12 protein-coding genes are annotated in these 18,509 nt (G+C 62.3%); 1 reads left to right on the top strand and 11 read right to left on the bottom strand.

Annotated features, from left to right (window positions below):
- From ACYU7Q_RS07830 to ACYU7Q_RS07805, 6 genes are all read right to left on the bottom strand, one after another.
- Entirely contained in the window at positions 1-1,008 is a 1,008-nt protein-coding gene (locus tag ACYU7Q_RS07830) for an AAA family ATPase (protein ID WP_460609880.1), read from the bottom strand.
- Positions 1,009-1,077: 69 nt separating this feature from the next.
- Positions 1,078-1,341, bottom strand: coding sequence for a hypothetical protein (locus tag ACYU7Q_RS07825; RefSeq protein WP_460608888.1), 264 nt, complete (start codon positions 1,339-1,341; stop codon positions 1,078-1,080).
- A gap of 12 nt (positions 1,342-1,353) precedes the next feature.
- On the bottom strand, positions 1,354-2,871 hold the full coding sequence (locus ACYU7Q_RS07820; protein ID WP_460608887.1) for a DUF4350 domain-containing protein: 1,518 nt from the start codon (positions 2,869-2,871) through the stop codon (positions 1,354-1,356).
- A gap of 17 nt (positions 2,872-2,888) precedes the next feature.
- Positions 2,889-3,665 (bottom strand): DUF4129 domain-containing protein, encoded by a 777-nt coding sequence (locus ACYU7Q_RS07815; RefSeq protein ID WP_460608886.1) that lies wholly within the window; start codon positions 3,663-3,665, stop codon positions 2,889-2,891.
- A 74-nt stretch (positions 3,666-3,739) separates the two neighbouring features.
- The gene (locus tag ACYU7Q_RS07810; RefSeq protein ID WP_460608885.1) at positions 3,740-4,705 is read right to left on the bottom strand and encodes a hypothetical protein; all 966 of its coding nucleotides are present in this window, start codon (positions 4,703-4,705) and stop codon (positions 3,740-3,742) included.
- Between the two features lie 45 nt (positions 4,706-4,750).
- Positions 4,751-5,725 (bottom strand): stage II sporulation protein M, encoded by a 975-nt coding sequence (locus tag ACYU7Q_RS07805; protein WP_460608884.1) that lies wholly within the window; start codon positions 5,723-5,725, stop codon positions 4,751-4,753.
- Between the two features lie 170 nt (positions 5,726-5,895).
- On the opposite strand from ACYU7Q_RS07805, the gene ACYU7Q_RS07800 reads away from it, so the two are divergent.
- Complete coding sequence (locus tag ACYU7Q_RS07800; RefSeq protein WP_460608883.1) at positions 5,896-6,621, top strand: RDD family protein; 726 nt, start codon at positions 5,896-5,898, stop codon at positions 6,619-6,621.
- A 71-nt stretch (positions 6,622-6,692) separates the two neighbouring features.
- Here ACYU7Q_RS07800 and ACYU7Q_RS07795 read toward each other — a convergent pair whose 3' ends face one another.
- The 5 genes from ACYU7Q_RS07795 to ACYU7Q_RS07775 all read right to left on the bottom strand — a co-directional run bounded on the left by ACYU7Q_RS07795 (position 6,693) and on the right by ACYU7Q_RS07775 (position 18,507).
- Positions 6,693-10,244 (bottom strand): M36 family metallopeptidase, encoded by a 3,552-nt coding sequence (locus tag ACYU7Q_RS07795; protein ID WP_460608882.1) that lies wholly within the window; start codon positions 10,242-10,244, stop codon positions 6,693-6,695.
- 225 nt (positions 10,245-10,469) lie between these two features.
- A complete protein-coding gene (locus ACYU7Q_RS07790; RefSeq protein WP_460608881.1) occupies positions 10,470-12,440 on the bottom strand; it encodes a DUF4394 domain-containing protein in 1,971 nt (656 codons plus the stop codon).
- Positions 12,441-12,691: 251 nt separating this feature from the next.
- The gene (locus ACYU7Q_RS07785) at positions 12,692-14,206 is read right to left on the bottom strand and encodes a RagB/SusD family nutrient uptake outer membrane protein (protein WP_460608880.1); all 1,515 of its coding nucleotides are present in this window, start codon (positions 14,204-14,206) and stop codon (positions 12,692-12,694) included.
- Between the two features lie 15 nt (positions 14,207-14,221).
- Positions 14,222-17,452, bottom strand: coding sequence for a SusC/RagA family TonB-linked outer membrane protein (locus ACYU7Q_RS07780; protein ID WP_460608879.1), 3,231 nt, complete (start codon positions 17,450-17,452; stop codon positions 14,222-14,224).
- A gap of 341 nt (positions 17,453-17,793) precedes the next feature.
- Positions 17,794-18,507: an SDR family oxidoreductase gene (locus tag ACYU7Q_RS07775; RefSeq protein ID WP_460608878.1), complete on the bottom strand. Its 714-nt coding sequence runs from the start codon at positions 18,505-18,507 to the stop codon at positions 17,794-17,796.
- Positions 18,508-18,509: the final 2 nt, after the last annotated feature.

The raw sequence follows: 18,509 nt of genomic DNA, 5'->3' as shown, positions 1-18,509 counted from the left end.
TTACCGCGGCACTTCCACACTCTGAATAATCTGCTTCACCACCTCATCGGGCGTGCCGCCTTCCATCTCGCGCTCCGGCGTGAGCATAATGCGGTGGCGCAGCACGCTGGGAGCCAGAAACTGCACATCTTCCGGCGTCACGAAGTCGCGGCCGCGCAGGGCGGCCAGGGCTTTCGCGCCGTTCAACAGCGCGAGCGAGGCGCGGGGCGAAGCACCTAAATACAGCGACTTGTGCGCCCGCGTCTGGCCCACCAGCTTGGCGATGTATTCCAGAATATTGGCCTCCACGCGCTGCTGGCGCACTTGCTGGCGCAGCTGGGTCAGGTCGGCGGCGCTGAGGATGGGCTGCACGGCTTCCAAATTGGTGCTGCCCTGGCCGTCGTGGTGACCGGTCAGAATCTGCACTTCCTCCGCCAGCGTGGGGTAGCCCACGTGCAGCTTGAACAGGAAACGGTCGAGCTGGGCTTCGGGCAGACGGTAGGTGCCTTCCTGCTCCACGGGGTTTTGGGTGGCCAGCACCAGGAAGGGCTCCTGCATGGCGTAGGTAGTGCCATCCTGGGTCACGGTGCGCTCCTCCATCACCTCAAACAGCGCGGATTGTGTCTTGGCCGGCGCGCGGTTGATTTCGTCAATCAGGACCACGCTGGCGAAAATAGGACCGGGCCGAAACTCGAAATCAGCCTTATTCTGCTGGAATACGGAGGTGCCCAGCACATCGCTCGGCATCAAATCGGGGGTGAACTGGATGCGGCTGAACGGCACGGCCAGCGTGCGGGCCAGTAGCTTGGCCATGAGGGTTTTGGCCACGCCGGGCACGCCTTCGAGCAGCACGTGGCCATCGGCCAGCACGGCGGTGAGCAGCAATTGCAGCAAATCGGTCTGGCCGACGATGATTTTGCCGATTTCAGTCCGAATGGCTTCGGTTTGGGCCGTGAGGCGGGCAAAGTTGGTGCGCGGGGCAAAGGCGGCTTCGGGAGCGGTGGTTACGTCGGCCGGTACTGCGGGCATCGGAGTGGCTGTTTCGGACATTGCTGGAGCGGGAAATTGGGGAGTCAAGTCGAGGTTTTCGGGTTCCATCTACAAAGTGCTGGCGTAGCCAAGTAAGGTCTGGGCGGTTTCGTCATCGGCGCAAACGGTGCGCAGAGTAGCGTGAATTTTAACGGCGTACTCGTCGGAAACGAGGTTTTTATGGTAAAGCGTAAGGTCCTGCAGCAACTCGGCCAGGGCGTGCCAGTCGAGGTCGGCCAGCAATGATTTTTCTTCGGCCAGGCCCTGCTTGTTGAACCGGCGGTAATCCCAGCGGTATTTGATGAAAACGGCAAGTTTGGCAACGGTGAGCATAGCGAAAAGTAGTTAGCGGCGTGCTTCGCGTTTGAAATCAGTCAGCGCCCTGCTTAGTTGCAGCAATTGCTGGTCGTTTATCTGCGGGGCGGTGCGGGCGAAATTCACCAGTCGCAGCAGCTCATCCACACGGGGCCGGGCGAGGCCCGACTTCTGGCTGAGCCGTTCCCGGAAGTCCTCGTCGCCAAAATCCGGGCTCGTTTCCTGAAAGCGGGTGCGCAGGTAATCCATAAACAGCCCAACTTTCTTCTCCGCAATCAGCGCGTGGCTGCTGCCCTGGCGGTAAAGGCTGGCCACCGTGCGCGTAAACTGCAGCGTGGTGTTAGGCAGCGGTTTGAGCGTGGGAATGATGCGTTGCCGCCGCCGGGCCTCCACCAGCACAAACAATATCCCGCCGATGATGAGCAGATACCACGCCGTGTTCAGGGCTTCGTGGCCGCTCACGAGGCGCAGCAGCGACTGGTCGCCGAGGCGGCCCTGCTTCTGGTATTCGTCCCACCACGTGGGCCGGGCGGGCAGGTAGGAGAGGGCCGTAGCAGCAAACTGACTGCTGGCGGGCCGCAGCACAAACTGGTTGGTGAAGGCAATGGGCACCGAGCACAGGTACACGTGCCCGCGCCCATAATCGAGGCGCACAAACACGGGGCGGCCCTGCGCATCGGTGGCCAGTGCGCGGCCCACGCGGCCCGAATCCACCACGAAGCGCACATTGGCATCGCCGCCCGGCAGGCGGTAGCGCGGGCCGGCCAGGGCAGGGTTGGTGAAACGCACCGTCACCGAATCGGGCACGGGCAGGCCGCGCGGGCCGGCGTGGGTGGGCAGCTTCACGGTGCGGGTGCGCACGCCCAGCGTGTCGAGCAAGGCACTGGTGGAATCGCCAAAATTCTCGGCCACGATAAACACGTCGTTGCCGTTGGCAATGAAGCGCAGCAGCGCGTGCGCGTCGGCCTTGCCTGCGCTGAATTCGGTGTTTACAAATAAGTAGTTGGCGCGAGCCCGGCGCAGGTGCTCGGCTACCCAGTCATGTTCCGGTTCTTCTTCGTCTGAATCCTCGCTCCGGGCTGTGCTGTCCGTCGTGGTGGTTTCGTCGGTGTCGGCACCTTCTTCGGAAGCAGCTGGCGCGCTGGTTGAAGCGGTGGCCGTAGTGCCGGAATCAGTTTCAGAAACCGAACCTGACGTTGCAGAAGTTGAATCGGAGTTGGTCGTAGCGGCAACGGTCGAGTCGGAAGCAGGCTCCGGGCCGGCTTCGGTGGTAATGGTGCGCGACTGCGATTCGGCCAGCGCATCGGTCACTTCCAGCGAGAGACCGGTGAGCTGGTTGTAGATGGGCAGGCGCGTGGTCTGGACAGAATCGGTGCCGAGCAGGCGCGGCAGCTGGTCGTACAGCACGTAGGTGCCGTAGGGAATCTTGTCCTTGTTGATGAGCGTGGGGCGCCAGTCTATGGGCTTGGGCCGGTAATATTCCAGCGCCACGTAGGCCCCAAACAGGGCCAGCAAACCCAGCAGGTACCAGCGAAAATTCGAAGTCATGAGACAGGAAAATTAACTCAGGCAGCGCGGCGAGCGGCCGGGCCATCTACCAGTTTTTGGAAAGCGCGCTGCCCGTCCCGCACCCGCTCGTATAGCGGCCCCGACAAGGCCAGCTCGCCGTACCACACAAACTCAAACTGCCGGGTAATTTCGCGAAAATCGGCCCGGATTGAACCCGTGGGTGATAATTCGGCCAGGTAGGCGTGGTTGGTTTTATCGGGCTGCCAGTTGATGAGGCCGCGGTCGGACAAACTTTTTAGCAGTTGCAGGTAACCCAGGCGCACGGCCAGCCGCCAGTTGGCGGCTGCCTCCGCTTCGGCCAGACGGGTGGCAAAATCCACTTCGTGAATGTTCTCAGGGGCCGTGTCGTAGGCCAGCGGCACGCGCCGGGGCGAGCGGCCCAGTAGGGCCGTGAAGTCAATTTGCAGCAGCTTGAGCACCACAAACACACCCGCGCCCAGAAACAGCGCATAGAGCACCCAGCGCCAGAAGTGGCTGTAGCTACGGCTGTTCAGCCACTCAATAACCGTCTGCCACACCCGGGCCCAAAACAGGCTCCAGGCGCTTTGTTCGGCGCGGGTAGCAGGCTCTACGTACTGAAACTCGCGCTGCCCGCGCAGCTCCCGCAGGCGGGCGGCATCGGGCCGGCGCAGGCGCGGGGCCGGGCCGGTGTCGGGCGGCAAGGGGCGGGTGGCGGCGGGCCGCTCGGGTGCCTCGGGCACGGCAGCCCGGGTGGGGCCGGCCAGCACCAGCAGCAGCAACAAGGCCCGAAACCAAGATGAAAAAGCAGCCACGAAGGAGAGAGGAGGACAGAAAAAAGGACGAGGTTGTAGCAAGTTAGCACCCATGGCTGCTGCCGGTGCGAAAGCTAGTATTCGCCTTCGTCGTCGGGGCGGTAGGCGGTGTTGCGCACGGCCGGCGGGGCCTGGCCCAACTGGTTCACCATGTGGCGCAGGCCCACGCCGTCGCGGCGTTCCACCAGGTTAAAATACTGGAAGGCAATGGCTAGCAAAATGGGTGGGTAAATCAGCAGGTTGAGCACCCCGCCGAGCGTGGTAAGCACAATGAGCAACACGCTGAAGGTCTGGGTGGCGCCGTCGGTGCCCAGCGCGCCGCGCGTCATGCCCAGCGTGAGGCCGCCCGCCAGGCCCCCCACCACCGCAAACAGAATCCCGAGCATGAGCAGCATCACGAAAAGCAGGCCGAAAGTCGACCACCACTTGCCCTTAATCAGCTGCAGGCAGCGGCTCAGCGTGGTCCCGAAGCCGGTGTCTTCCATCACCTTCACCACAAAAAACAGGCTCAGCGCGACCGATAAATAAATGCCGGGTATCGCCAGCAGGAAGAAGCCAATGATGACCAGCAGCGCCAGCCCGAAATACGACAGAAACGAGCCCAGAAAATGCTCCTTCACCCCCTGCCACACCTCACCCGGCGTGATGGGCTCGTCCGTCGGGGCGGGGTGCATGCAGAGCTTCACGTAGCTATACACGGTGAGAACCAGCAGCGTAGCAAAAGCAAAGCTGACGGAAATGTTGAGCCAATACAGGGGCGTGCTCGTCATGCGGCCCATCAGGGCCAGCTGCTCCAGCGCGGCTGTGTTGGGCGAGTAGCGGGTGCCGGAGCGCACCGCGCCCAGCGTTTCCTGCAGCATCTGCTGTTGCAGCACGGCCGCCGCTACGCCCCGCAACAGCGCCGCCGGCAGCACAATGTAGAGCAAGGCCCGCCCCAGGCCCCGCCAATGGGCGCTGATGAATTCAAACGTGGCCGAGAATTTTTGGCCGAAATCCCGCTGCTGGCGAAAATCAGATTCCTGGGTAAAGGGTAAGCGCATCATGAAAAGAATGAAAAGGAAGAAATAACACCCAGGGTGGCCGGCCTAGCGGCCCGCTGCGGGTGGCGCAGCCAGCGCGGCGCCCTGCCGCCGCAGCCGCCACGGGTACCACCCGAAATACCACAAAATGAACGCCGCCGAACCACCGATAATAGTTACGCTGACCGCCACCGGCATCTCGGTGTGGCGCGTCACGAAGCTTTCCAGAAAGCCGGCCAGCACGAAAATGGGCACCAGCCCCAGCGCCAGCTTGCCGCCCTCGCGGGCCGCGTGGCGGAACGACTCGGCCCGGCTGTGGGTGAGCGGAAACAGAATGCCCTTCGCCATGACAAAGCCCGCGGCGCCGGCCAGCACAATGGCCGAAATCTCCAGCGTGCCGTGAATCCAGATGGTGAGCACCGAGGCGGCCAGCACGTGCTGCTTGTAGAAGAAATACTGAAACGAGCCCAGCATAAGGCCGTTGTAGAACAGCGCCGCGCCCGTGCCCAGCCCCGCCGTGATGCCCATGGCAAAAGCCGTGAGCGCCACCTTAATGTTGTTGAAGGTGATGAACAGAAACATCGACGTTTCCTCGTCGCTCTTGTAAATGGCCATCGGGTCGCCCTTGTGGATGTTTTCCAGCGTCTGGTTCACGTAGCCATCGCCGAGGATGCTGCGCACGAAGGTGTCGTCATAGGCAGCCGAAAGAGCGCCCAGGGCCGTGCAGAGTACAAAAAACAGCAGCGTCCAGGCCAGTATGCCCTGGTGGCGGCTCACCACCAGCGGCAGCTCGCGCGCCCAGAAGTGCCCGAAGCGGCCCCGGGCCTCGGCCTTGTTCTTGTAAATGGCCTGGTGCAGCTTGCCGGTGAGCGTGTTGAGGTAGGCCGTGGTGGGCGACTCCGGGTAGAAGGTTTGGGCGTAGGCCAGGTCGTCGGTCAGGGCTACAAAACGGGCGGCCAGCTCGTCGGGGTTGGCGGCGGGCTGGGTTTCGTATTGCTGCCAGCGGGCCTGGTTTTGCCGCAGGAAAAGGGCTTCGCGCATGGGGCGTGGAATAGGACCTTAAAGGTAGCAAAAGCGGCGATAGTAGCAGAATATCAGAAAAAAAGGCGACAATCTGGGTTTGTCGTCCGGCTGATTATATGCCCGGCTTCGCCGTACTTTTCGCAGCCGAATCCTGACCCCCGCATTATCCCGTTGCCGCCTTACCGCTCATGAGTACCATTCGCATTCAGACCACCCAAAACGTTTCGCTGGAATATGAAATTGCCAGCGCCGGCGACCGCATCCTGGCTTCGCTCATCGACTATGGCCTGTATTTCGTGTGGTTTATTGCCTGGGCCTGGCTCAATGGCGAATACCACCTGAGCCCCGGCGGGCGCGCCGGCCAGGTAATACCGCTGCTGCCCACTACGTTCTACATGCTGGCCTGCGAGGTATTTTTCAACGGCCAGTCATTGGGCAAAAAAGCCCTTAACCTGCGCGTGGTGCGGCTGGACGGCACCCGCGCCGGCCTAGGCGACTACCTGCTGCGCTGGCTGCTGCGGCCCATCGAAATCGTGGCCACGTCGGGCGTGGTGGCCCTGATTACCATCCTGCTCAACGGCCGGGGCCAGCGCCTGGGCGACCTCGCGGCCGGCACCAGCGTCATCAGCCTCAAGAAGCGGCCCGACTATGCCACCCCTTTGGCCGGCGAAGTGGCGGCCATTGCGGGCTACCAGCCGGTCTTTGCCCAGGCCGCTGCGCTGTCCGACCACGACGTGGCGCTCATTCGCAAGCTGCTCTACCACGGCAGCAAGCAGGAGAATTATTTGCTGCTAAACGAAGTCGCCAATAAAGTGAAAGCCATTACCGGCATTCAGACCACCTTGCAGGATGCACCATTTCTGAAAACCATTCTGCGCGACCACGCCCATCTGGCAATACATGGCTCAGTTTAATCCTTGGAAATAAGCCCACAAAAAAGGCCCGCTGAGATTCAGCGGGCCTTTTTTGTAATAAAACTGACGGGTTACTCCCGCTCCACGCGCAGCATGGTAGCGCTGCCGTCGGGCAGCTGCAGGCGCACCAGGTAGAGGCCGGCGCGCAGGGCAGCGGCTTCGTTCCAGGTGAGGGTGCTGGTACCGGCACCCACGCGCTCCACGGTGCGGTGCAGCAGCAGGCGGCCGGCCACGTCGTAGAGGTTGAGCTCCATCTGCGGCTGGGCCGAAGGCAGATTCAGGTGAAGCTGCAGGCCCTGCGAACCAAAGGGGTTGGGCTGGGCCGTGAACTCGCTGGCCTGGGCCAAACCGGCTTTCTGGGCTGTTGTCGTGTTGGTTGTCAGGTAGGTGGTTACCGTCTGGGTGCCTTGCAGCACGTTGGCACCGTTGCGGAGCTCCACAATCTGGTTGCCGCCGCAGCCGTTGATAACCTGAATGTCATCGATGAACCAGCCCTCAAATGTGCCGGGGCTGCCGTTGTCGGTGCGGGTGCGGAAGCGCACGAGCATGGGCATGCCCGCGAACGAGCGCAAGTCGAGCGCCGAGCGGATGAAGCTGGCGGTGCCCGTCACGCTGCGGCCCGAGAAGCACTTCTGGCCCGGGGCGGTGGTGGTGGCATCAAAGGTGCTGTTGTAGCCATTCTGAATCCAGAGCGTGGCCGGATTCTGCCAGGTGGTACCGTTGTTGGTGGAAATCTCTACGGTGCCGCCGTCGTAGCTGCCCTCGAAGTCAAAGTAGTGGTAGAATGAGAGCACCGACAGGCCCGTGGGCGTGAACGGGGCCGAAGTCAGCACGAAATCGGTGGGGATGGCCGGCGCCGTGGCCCACCACGAGGTGGTGCCGCTGTTGGCGTGAGCCGTGCTGGTAGCAAAAGTGGAAGTGCCCGTGATGGGCGCGGCCACGAAGCCGCCTGTGGTGCTGGCGTCGCGGTTGTCGTTGACGGGCGTGAGCGGGGCGCAGGCGCTGGCCGCAGCCGCCTGGCCAAGGAAGCGCAGCGTGCGCGTCTGGCCGGGTGCGGTGAAGGTCAGGTTGCTGAATGTCACTTTATTGCCAACGAGCGTGCCGCCCGTGGTGCTGCTCACGAATTGCATACCCGTGGGCAGCTCGTCGGTGAGGGTGTAGGGGGCGGTGGGCACGCTGCAGTTGCAGGTCAACTTGTATTCGTTGCTGAACGTGTTGCCTGAAACCAGCGGCGTCACTTTCTGCAGGGTCACGGGCGGCGGCATGTCGTAGGCCGCCGTTTGGTCGGTGGCGCTGCCCGAAGAGCCTTCCACGGCGCTGTAGCCCATGCCGCGGCGGGCAAAGGCACTCCAGATGGTGCAGTGGTACTGGCCCTGGTAAAGCAGCGAGTCGGCGCTCAGGATGGCGTCGCGGGCGTCGAGGAAGCCGGGCTGGCAGGGCTGGAGCTTCATGCCTTGCAACACGAGCTGCAGGGCAATGTTGTTGCCGCCGTTGGCCGCGCCGTTGTACAGGTTGGGCTCGATGCGGCCGCGCTGCTGAATGATGTTCCAAGTCATGTCCCACAGCACTGCGCACCAGATTTCGCCAATGGCGTGCACTTCGGGGTTGGCGGCTACGTTGGCGTAGGTCAGCGGGTTCACCGTGAGGTTGGTGGAGTAGGGGTAGCGCCGGATGCCGCTGGCGTTGGCCGTCTGGCCGTTGGCGTAGGTGCCCACGGGGCGGGCATTGGGGCCGTCGGTAAGGGCCGCCGTGGTCCAGTCGGTGGTCAGCATCAGGGCCAGGTAGTCGCTCCAGCCCTCGCCGCCTTGCTCGGCGTTGTTGAGGCAGCTGCTGTTGGCAGGGCCGCCCGTGAGGCGGGTGCTCACGCCATGGCCGTACTCGTGCACCATGATGCCGTTGTCGAAGTCACCGTCCAGCATCGGGCCAGAAGCCGCCGCGCGGGGCAGGGTTACCTGAATGTTGTTGGCAATCTGGGCCACGAGGGTGGCGCCGTCGGCCTGCGAAATCATCACCGACGGAATGGTCACCGTGTTGTCGGTGCCACCCATTACCGAAGGCGCACCGGCCACGTTGTTTATCACGATGGCGGCGGTGGCCCCGGCCAGCTGGGCGTTTTTCACCTTTACCGAGAAGTTGCAGGTGCCCCGGTAAATCAGCGCGATTTTGCCGGTGAGCGACGTGGTGGTCGCCGTGCAGCCCTGGTTGCCGGCGTCGTTGTACAGTGCCAGCTGCCCCGAGATGGGGCCCAGGGTGGCGAGGCTGTTATTGGCGCTAAAGGCGCCTTCCACGGCCGTATAGCTGCCGGCCACGGTGCTGGGAGCCGTCACGGTCAGCGAGTAAGCCGGGGTAGCAGCGCTCCACAGGTACATCTGCATGCGGCCACTGCTGCCATCGGCCGGCGTGCTGAAGTTGGCGTTGTTGGTGCCGAGGCCGTCCTGGGCTTCGGCTTTCACGTAGTCGTTGCCGCTGCCGCCGCGGCCCAGGTTATCGGCCTGGAAGTTGCCGGCGGCTTCCGTGAAGCCATACTGATAAGTAATGTCGTGGATGATGTTGTTCCAGTAGAACAGGTTCACCACGGCCGCGTTGCGGTTGGTCACGCCGCTGGGCGCGAGGGTAAAGTCGGGGGTGTAGTTGAAACTGAGGGCGGGGGCCGCCGTCTGCGAGTTGGCGTAGTTGCCGGGCGCGTTGGTGTTGGCCGCGTCGTCGTAGGCCGCCACGTTGTTGCCCCGCGTGAAGGCGTAGTTGGTGGTGCCGTCGAAGTTCCAGCCGTAGGTGGTGGCGTTGTTGGTGGCCCCGGCTTTCAGCCACGGGTCGGTATCGGTCTGAAGGCCGTTGGTGGCGGTAGGCCGCTCCCGGGGAAAGGGAACTACCAGAAACGAGGACGAGGTAGTAGTAGGCGGCGGAGGCGGCAGGAACTGCGTGGTCTTGGCTACAGCACTTTTCGCAGCCGTAACAGCGGGCCGGGCGTGGGAGGCAGCCGCTTCGTTCACGGTCCAGTTGTCCTGGCTCACGATGGCACCGGTGGCAGCATCTACCCGTACGTTCCACCAGTCGGACGAGCCGAGCAGGTCAATGTTCACGTTCCAGGTCAGGTGGGCCTTGCCGGCCTCGTCAAACGCCCAGGTCAGGCTGGCCACAATGTCTTGCCGGGCCACGCCGCTGGCGGCAAAGGTCTGGCGGGCTTCGGGGCCACCTTCCTCCTTAATAAGGAGCGGAGTAGCACCAAATGGCCGCTCCAGGTGCTGCAAGGTGCGGCTCACGGCCACGGCAGCCGTGATGGCCGGCGTGGCGGATACACCCGCCAGCTGTTTGGCCGGCACAAATGCCCCGGTGTGCGAGGCCAGCCGCGTGCCCACAAAGGCCAACGACTGAATTTTGTTGAACACCGGAATGCCTTGGTACAGCTGCTGCACATAGATGTGCTCCAAGCCGTTGGCATCGGCATAGGCGCTGCTCATGCGCAGGTCGGCGGGTGCGAAGCCGGGGCCGACCCACTGGCTGCGCACGGCCAGGGCTTTTTCCATGGCCTGCTGGGGCGGAATGGACTGCGCGTGCAAGGCAGAAAGCGGCAGCAGGCCAAGCAGGGCCAAGCTTAGCTTCTGGAAGGTAAAAGGTTTACTCACGGGCAAGAAATAGGTGGTGATGAAACGATTTGAAACTAGGAGAACTAAAAGTACAACATCTCAAGGGCTTCCCGATAACGACACGATGCCTATTGACTTAAAATGCCTGAAACCTGTGATTTTGAGACAAATTTGATAGTCGGGCATAAAGAAAGCCCCGCCGGATGATTTCGGCGGGGCTTTCTTTATGCCCGACTGTGATAGTAGGCAAGCCGTTGAACAGGCCTATTCTACCATTACCTGGCGAGTGGCGGCGGGCTGGCCGTCTACCACGAGGCGCACCAGGTACAGGCCGGGCTTGGCCGCGCCGGCTTCCCAGCGCAGCTCCTGCAGCCCGGCCGGCAGTGCGGCCGAAGTCACGGTAGCCACGCGGCGGCCGAGGGCATCAACCACATTCAGCTCGACGCGGGCGGTGCGGGCCAGGGTGAAGGACAGGGCCGTGCGACCGTTGGTGGGGTTGGGGTACAGGCTCACGCCGGTGGCCAAATCGGCGCGGTCGCGCACGGCGGTGTTCACGCCGGCCGGGCCGGCCACGGCGATGTCGCGGGCTGCCAGGCCGTTGCCGATGGTGCCCACCAGCGTGGTCGCGCCCGTGGTCAGGTTCACGGTGTAAAGATTCGTGTTGGCCGTAGTGCCGGGATTAGCCACCAGGTAGGCGGTGTTGGTGCCGGCTACTGGGGAATAGATATCCAGGTCCAGGCTGGAAGCCGTGGCGTTGGCCGTGATGCCGGAGGCCCCTACCGTGTTCAGGGTGCCGGCATTCGGCGGGTTCTGCGTGGTGAGGATGTTCAGGCTCAGGTCGTAGTTGTAAAGGGTGGTGGCGGTGGCGACGGGGCCGGGCACGCTGTTGGTATAGGCCGCGGCTCCGATGTTGGGCGTAGCGGCGGCGTTGACATCGCCGGTGGCGTAGGCCAGCTGGGTATCGGTGGCGGCAATGGTGCCATCGATGGGGTTCAGGCGGTAGTTGGCGCGGTTAGAGGAAGTTACGCGGATGCGGTCCACCGTCGGGTTGAAATCAAAGCCGACTTTGCCGGTACCCAATTCCAAGCGAATGGCCGAGCCCACAGCCGTAGCCACGCCCGTCACGGCACTTATCGAATATACCTGCGCATTCAGCCCGGGCGCGGCCAGGGACGCGTCGTAGCCCAGGGCGAAGAGCGTATTGGTGAAGGGCCGTACATCGAGGCCCACCAGGGTTTGAGTAGCGGCCACACCCGTGATGCCCAGCGAGGTGCGAATGGTGCCGGGCAGCGCCGTATCAAACGTTAGCAGGTTGGTGCCCGACAGGGCGTAGGCGAGGTTGCCGGTTACCGTAGCGGGCACCGTGCGCGTTATTTGCAGGGCAATGTCCGTGACCGGCGGCGTGAGGTTGCCGCCCACGGGCCCCACCAGCGTGGTAGCACCCGTGGTTAGATTCACGGTGTAGAGGCTACTGTTAGTAGTGCCCGGCGTCACGTTAGGTAGCGCCGTGAGGTAGCCCACATTCGTACCCGTGCTGGCATTGAAGTAGATATCGAGGTCGGAGTTGCCGAAGTTTGCAAAGCCGAGTGCGCCCACCGTGTTCAAGGTACCGTTGTTGGGTGGGTTCTGGGTAGTCAGGCGGGCGTTGGCTTCGTCCACGTTGTAGAGCGTGGTGGCCGAAGCGCCGATGTAGCTGTTGGTGTAGGCCACGGCTCCGATGCCGGGCGTCTGGGCGGCGTTGGGGTCGGTGGTGGCGTAGGCCAGGTTCGTATCAGTAGCGGCCAGGGCGCCGTTGTTAGGGTTCAGGCGGAAGTTGGCGTTGTTGCTGCCCGTCACCCGAATGCGGTCCACGGTCGGGTTAAAATCGAAGCCAATGCGGGCGGTGTTGGTGCCCAGGTTCAGGGTGAGGAGCGCGCCGACGGCGGTAAGCGCGCCGGTGGTCACGTTCACGGTGTAGAGCTGCACTTGCGTGGTGGCCGCATTGTAGCCCATGGCAAACAGCTGGCCGGTGTTGGGCCGGCTATCCAGGCCCACCAGCGTTTGGCCCGTGCCCAGGCCGGTGATGGCCGTGGTGGCCGTGTACGTGCCCGGGGCCGTCACCTGAAACGTGACGAGGCTGGTGGCGGTAGCGGAAGTTTGCAGGCCGTAAGCCGTCTGGGCCTGGGCTGATGCGGACGTTACTAGTAGCAGCGCCGCCGCTGTCGCCAGCCGGGCGGGAGTAGAAAGGGGTTTCATTAGTGAAAGCGTTTGTGAAGTATTGATGAAGGATATCTAAATCAACTACGTACCCTTCGCCAAAGCAGATTGACTTTAATGGCGTTTTAATTCAGTTAGTTGGCTCTTCAGGCCGCTGTTTCCAGTTTCCCGCCTCATCCCAAACAAAAAGCCCTCCACTGCCCGGCAGGCGGGCAGTGGAGGGCAGAAAGAGAGCCGCCAGGTAGCATGGAAACCGAACCAGCTACGGCACGACGGCTAGCAAACGCAACTTAGTTGCGGGTCATGAGCTTGTTGGTAGCCAGCTCCGTAGAGGGGATGGGCCACACGTACAGGACGTCGCTGGGGTTCACAGCCGACACCGAGCCCTTGCCCGGAATGGGGGCGTTGAGGCGCATGAGGTCGATGTTGCGCAGGCCTTCGCCCAAAAACTCGATGCGCCGTTCCAGCAGCATGGCGGTCAGCATATCGGCAGCCGAGGCAAAAGTGGTGTAGGCCCCGGCGGGGTTCGAGCGGGTCCGCACGGCGTTGAGCAGCACCAGTGCTTGCGCGTCGACGCTGTTGGTGGAGCGCACCCGGGCTTCGGCCAGGTTGAGCATTACCTCGGCGTAGCGAATAATCGGGGCCTTGTCGACGTACGGCGTGCTGGAGTTAGTGCCCGCGGAATACTTCTTCAGAAAAGACTCTCCGCTCACTACCTGCACAAAATTGGTGCGGCGCGCATCGGTAGCGGCAAAAGCGGGGCTGGCCAGGATGCCGCCAGCCGCGGTGTTCAGGCCGTATTCGCCGTTGCCGCCGTTGGCAGAGCCCGGCGGCAAGAAGTAGTAGGCCAGTTGGTTTTGGGTGCCCGGCCCATCCGCCGTGGTGAAGGGAGAAGACAGAATACTTTCCGGCGTTTCCTCGGTGCCGGTAAATACAGCGGCTATCGAGGCGTTCAGGGCGTTGGGCACTCCAGTGGGCGCTACGAAGGGAGCTGCGGTGGGCACTATTTTATTGGCTTCCCGAATCACGTCGGTGTAACGGCCCATGCTCAGGTACACCCGGGTTTTGAGCGCGATGGCCGTGTTGCGGTGGGCTCGCGTCACGTTGAGCGTCGCGTTCGCATTCGTTAGTGGCAGGTTGGCCTCGGCGGCGTCCAGGTCGGTCAGAATCTGGGTGTACACCTCGGCCACCGAGCTGCGAGCCAGGTCATTGCCAGTGTCGTCGCTTTCGGCCCGCAGGCGCAGGGGCAGCCCCGGCTTGCTGCCGTTGCCGTCGGCGTAGGGCCGGGCATACAGCTGCAGCAGCGAGTAGTAGCACAGCGCGCGCAGCAGTTGAGCCTCGCCGCGGTAGTTCTTGACTTTGTTGGCGTAATCCGCGGGGAAGATTGGAGCCACAAACTTCGCTGCATTGGCGTCGAGGCCGGCCAGAAACACGTTGATTTGGTTGATGGCGGCGTAGCCCGCACCCCAAGTGTTGATGACGTCGTTCGGCGAGCCTTCGTAGAGCGTGTGGTTCCACACGGCCGTGCCAGTCACCAGGTTAGAGGCGCGGTTAAGGAAGTCCTCGGCCCGGATATCGTTAAAAATCTGGAAGCGTCCCCCCAGGAAAATCCCGGTTTTCACGTAGCTGTACATGCCATTGGCCTGCAGCTCGACCCGAGCGGGGGTATCAAACACTACCTTATCCGAGAACAAGGTGACGGGAACCGGGGAGAGCTTATCGGTTTGGCAGGACGAGAACGCGCCGGCCGCGAGCAGGGCTGCGCACAGGGCAGCGGTTGCTTTCGTTTTAAGAAATACTTTCATCGGAATAAAGACAAGTTAGAAGCCAATGTTGAAGCCCACGGTGTAGGTCCGGGCCTGGCCCACTGAGTTGCGGTCGACGCCGGCGCCGGTGTTGGCGCCGGTGTTGACGCCGCTTGTGCCGTTGGTCGAAATCTCCGGGTCGATGCCCGAGTATTTGGTGAACAGCAAAGCATTTTGCACCTGCACGTAGAGGCGGGCACTGGCCACGTTGAGGCGGCTCAGCAGCGTTTGGTCAAACGAGTAGCCCAGCGATACCTGCCGCAGACGGGCGAAATCGCCTTTTTCCACGTTCGACGACATCACCAGGGCCGAGCCGTTGGAAACGTTGTCGCCGTACACCACCCGGGGCCACTTGGCATTATGGTTGCTATCGGTCCAATGGTCAAGAATGTCCACTTCGTTGTTCCAGAACCGCTGGTCGTGCAAGCCCGATTTGGTGCCGTTGTAGATGTAGTTGCCGCCCGAAAACTGCACGAACAAGCCCAAATCGATGCCTTTATAGCGGAAGGTGTTGTCGAAGCCGCCGTACCAGGTGGGCAGCACCGGGCCGTAGTACACGCCGTCGGCGAGCTGCGTGGGAGCCGTGGTGTTCTTGCCATCCAGCGTGGTCCAGCCGGTCGAGCCCACACCGGTAGTGCCCTGGTGGTTGTACTGCACCACGGTGCCATCGGCTTTCCGAATCATGCGCTGGCCGTTGTCGGGGTTCACCCCCAGGGATTGCACGGCTAGAATTTCGCCCACCGAGTGGCCTACTTGGGTATAGTTGGCGAATTCGAGGCCGCCGGTGGACGTGCTAATGGGCGGCTGGCCTTCGTAGGCCAGCGCCAGCACCCGGTTTTTGAGGGTCGTCACGTTGGCACTCACGGTCCAGCTGAAAGCTTTGTCCTGGAAAACGTTGTACGACAAATCCATCTCGACGCCGGTGTTGCGCATCGAGCCCACGTTGGCCGGAAGGATGTTGCCGGTTGTGGAGCCGGGGCCGGTCGAGCCGTTGGGAATGCCCTTTGATGGGGGCTGGGGCACGTTCAGAATCAGGCCATCGACTAGGTTTTCGTAGTAAGCGAAATTGCCGCGCAGGCGGTCCTGCAAAAAGCCAAACGAGAGCCCCACGTCGGTTTTCTTGCTCGTTTCCCAGGTCAGATTAGAGTTGCCGGCGTTATTGAAAAACAGCGTAGGGCTGCTGGCGTACAGGCCCGAGCCGTAGGTATTGAGCGCCGTGAAATCGTCGATGCCTTGGTTGTTGCCCACCACGCCGTAGCTGCCCGTGAGCTTGAGGGTGGAGAAGACCGAGCCAAACGACGAGTTTTTCCAGAAGCCTTCTTCCGACACCACGTAGCCCAGCGAGGTGCCGTAGAAGTTGCCGTACTTCTTGGCAAAGGCCGAATAGCCGTCGCGGCGCACGTTCACGGTGGCCAGGTACTTGTGGGCGTAATTATAGTTCACGCGCCCGAAGAACGACACCAGGTAGTTCGTGCCCTGAAACTGGCCCGACGACGCAATGTTGGTGTAGTTGCCCTGGAAGGTGGTGAAAAAGTCGTCGGCCACTCCGGTGCGCGAGGCGCCCCAGCGCTGCACGTCGGTGTTCTGCTGCTCGTTGCCTACCAGCAGCGACACGTTGTGATTCTCGCCAAAGGTATGGTCGTACTGCAGGGTGTTCTGCCAGTTCCAGCGCTTGTTGGTGCGGTAGTAGTTGTCGGCTTCGCCGGTGGGGGTGAGCGAGCCGGGCAGCGAGGTGTAGAAAGCTTTGTCCTCGAAGCTAAGGTTGTTGACGCCGTAAGTCGTGCGCAGGTTCAGCCCTTTGAGCAGTTCCCAGTCGGCGTACACGCTGCCTTCAATCTGGGCACCATCGGAGGTGAAGCGGTTGTTTTTGATGTCGACCACCGGGTTGATGAAGCCAATCACGAAGGGCTGGCCGTTGGCCGGATTCAGGTTGGGGCCGGGCCCGATGCTGGTGCCGCTCACGTTGGGGCTGCCGTCGGGGTTGTAGGCGGCCAGGTTGGGCGGCAGCAGGATGGGCACCCGGCCCAGGCCCGCCGAGCCAAAGGAGTTGTCGCCCACCGAACCCGTGTTCGGCGAGGAGTTCATCGTGTTAGAATACGCCACGCGCATGCCCACCGTAAAGTTCTTGAACACCTTGTGGTCCACGTTTAGCCGCGCCGAAATGCGCTTGAACTCGTTGTTCACAATCATGCCCTTCTGGGTGGTGTAGCCCACCGACGAATAGAAGCTGGTTTTGTCCGTGCCGCCTGAGAAGTTCAGGTTGTGCGACTGCGAAAAGCCCGTGCGGTAGATGTAGTCGTACCAGCGGGTGTCGGCCGCGTTGCCGTTGGCATCGGCCAGCTTAAAGCCTTCCACGTTGGTGGCCGCCGCGCCTATGGCGCGCCGGTTGGCGTTCAGGTTGCGCACCGCTTCGTTTTTCACGTCCACGTACTGTTGGGCGTTCAGCACGTCGTACAGCCGCACGGGCTTCGACCAGCCGGCCCAGGTGTCGTACGACACGTGGCTCTGGCCCTTCTTGCCCTTTTTGGTGGTGACGAGGATGACCCCGCCGGCCGCCCGCGACCCGTAGATGGCCGTGGCCGAGGCATCCTTCAGCACTTCCATGCTCTCGATGTCGGCCGGGTTGAGGTTGCTGAGCGGGTTGTTCGGCACGCTGCCCAGGGCCGACGTGTTGCCCGTGAACGTCGGAATGCCGTCAATCACAATCAGCGGCGTCGAGCTCAGGTTGATGGAGTTTACGCCCCGGATGCGGATAACCGGCGGGTTGTTCAGCACGCCGTTGGGCGTGGTAATGTTCACGCCCGGCGCCCGGCCCTGCAAGGCCTGGTCGAAGCTCTGAACTGGCGAAGTCGCAATTTCTTTGCCGCTAACGGTGGCCACGTTGCCCGTCAGGTCGCGCCGGCTCTGAGTGCCGTAGCCCACCACCACCACCTCTTCGAGGCTCTTGGTGTCGGTCACCAGGCTGATGTTGAAGGAGGTTCGATTGCCAATAGCGACTTCCTGGGTGGCGTAGCCCACGTAGGAAAATACCAGCGCAGTAGCGGTAGCGGGGGCTGCCAGGGAAAACTTGCCGTCCGCATCGGTGGAAGTACCCAGTTTGGTGCCTTTCACGAGCACGGTCACGCCCGGGATGGACGCCCCATCCGCCCCTGCGACCGTGCCGGAGATGGTCCGGTCCTGGGCCTTTAGGTTGTGCGCCGCGAGGCCCAAAACCATGAACAGAAATAAGAGTAAGGTTTTTCTCATGTGAGTGATTGGTTGGTGGAAACTGAGTAACTGAATTGCCGAATATAGTTGCGAATTTCTGATTAGTGCATATTGTTCTTATTGCAGATGCAAATTCAATGGATTTTGCATAATAATTGGTCGCATAACTTGTAAAAATTGGTATCGTAAATATTTAACGACTCATTTATTTGATAAAAGGTATCATTACTGGTGCCCCATTTGTCGGTGGGCAGCGTCGGAATGAAAAGGAAGGGGCCCGCCCGTTGATTACTCAACTGGACGGGCCCCTTCAGTGGGCGCCTTGCGGCTTTAATCTGGAACGACTGGCTAGGGTAGGACCTGGCCAGCATCTCTGCTGGCTACCATGGCACAGGCTGGCCCTGCCAGGTCACGAAGCTGCCGTTTTCCTCGGCGTGCAGCTGCTCGGCCAGGCGGATGATGCCACGGGCCGAGTCGGCCGGTTCCTGGGTGGCGTGGTCGCCGCCCATCTCGGTGCGCATCCAGCCCGGGTCCACCAACACCGAAATCAGGCCCATGTGGCCGATTTCGGCGGCCAGGCTGCGCATGTACATGTTCAGGGCGGCCTTGCTGGCGCTGTAGTGGTAGGGGTCGCCGGTGGCTTTCCAGGTCAGCGAGCCCTGGCCCGACGAGATGCTGAGGATGCGCCCCTTGCGCCCGGCGCGCAGCAGCGGCAGCAGCGCCTGCGACACCAGCAGCGGCCCGATGGCATTCACCTGCATGGTTTCCATCGCATCGTCGTGGGTGAGCTGGCCCAGGCGCTGGTGGGCGTCGCCGGAGCCCGCGTGCGGGTACACCCCGGCGTTGTTGATGAGCACGTCGAGTCCGTCGGTGTTGGCCAGCACGGTTTGCACGGCTGCCGCGATGGAAGCGGCATCGGTCACGTCGAGGGGCAGCAGCACGAGGCGGTCGGCGTATTGTTGCTTCAGGGATTGCAACTCGGCGGCCTGGGCGGGCTGCCGGCTGGCGGCAAATACCTGGTCGCCGCGCTCGAGGTACTGGCGGGTAAGTTCGAGGCCCAGGCCCCGGTTGGCTCCGGTGATGAAAGCGCGCATAA

It is taken from the genome of Hymenobacter terrigena, assembly GCF_054776515.1.
Note: the sequence above shows the minus strand (reverse complement) of the source record. Positions and strands in the feature narration are given on the sequence as shown.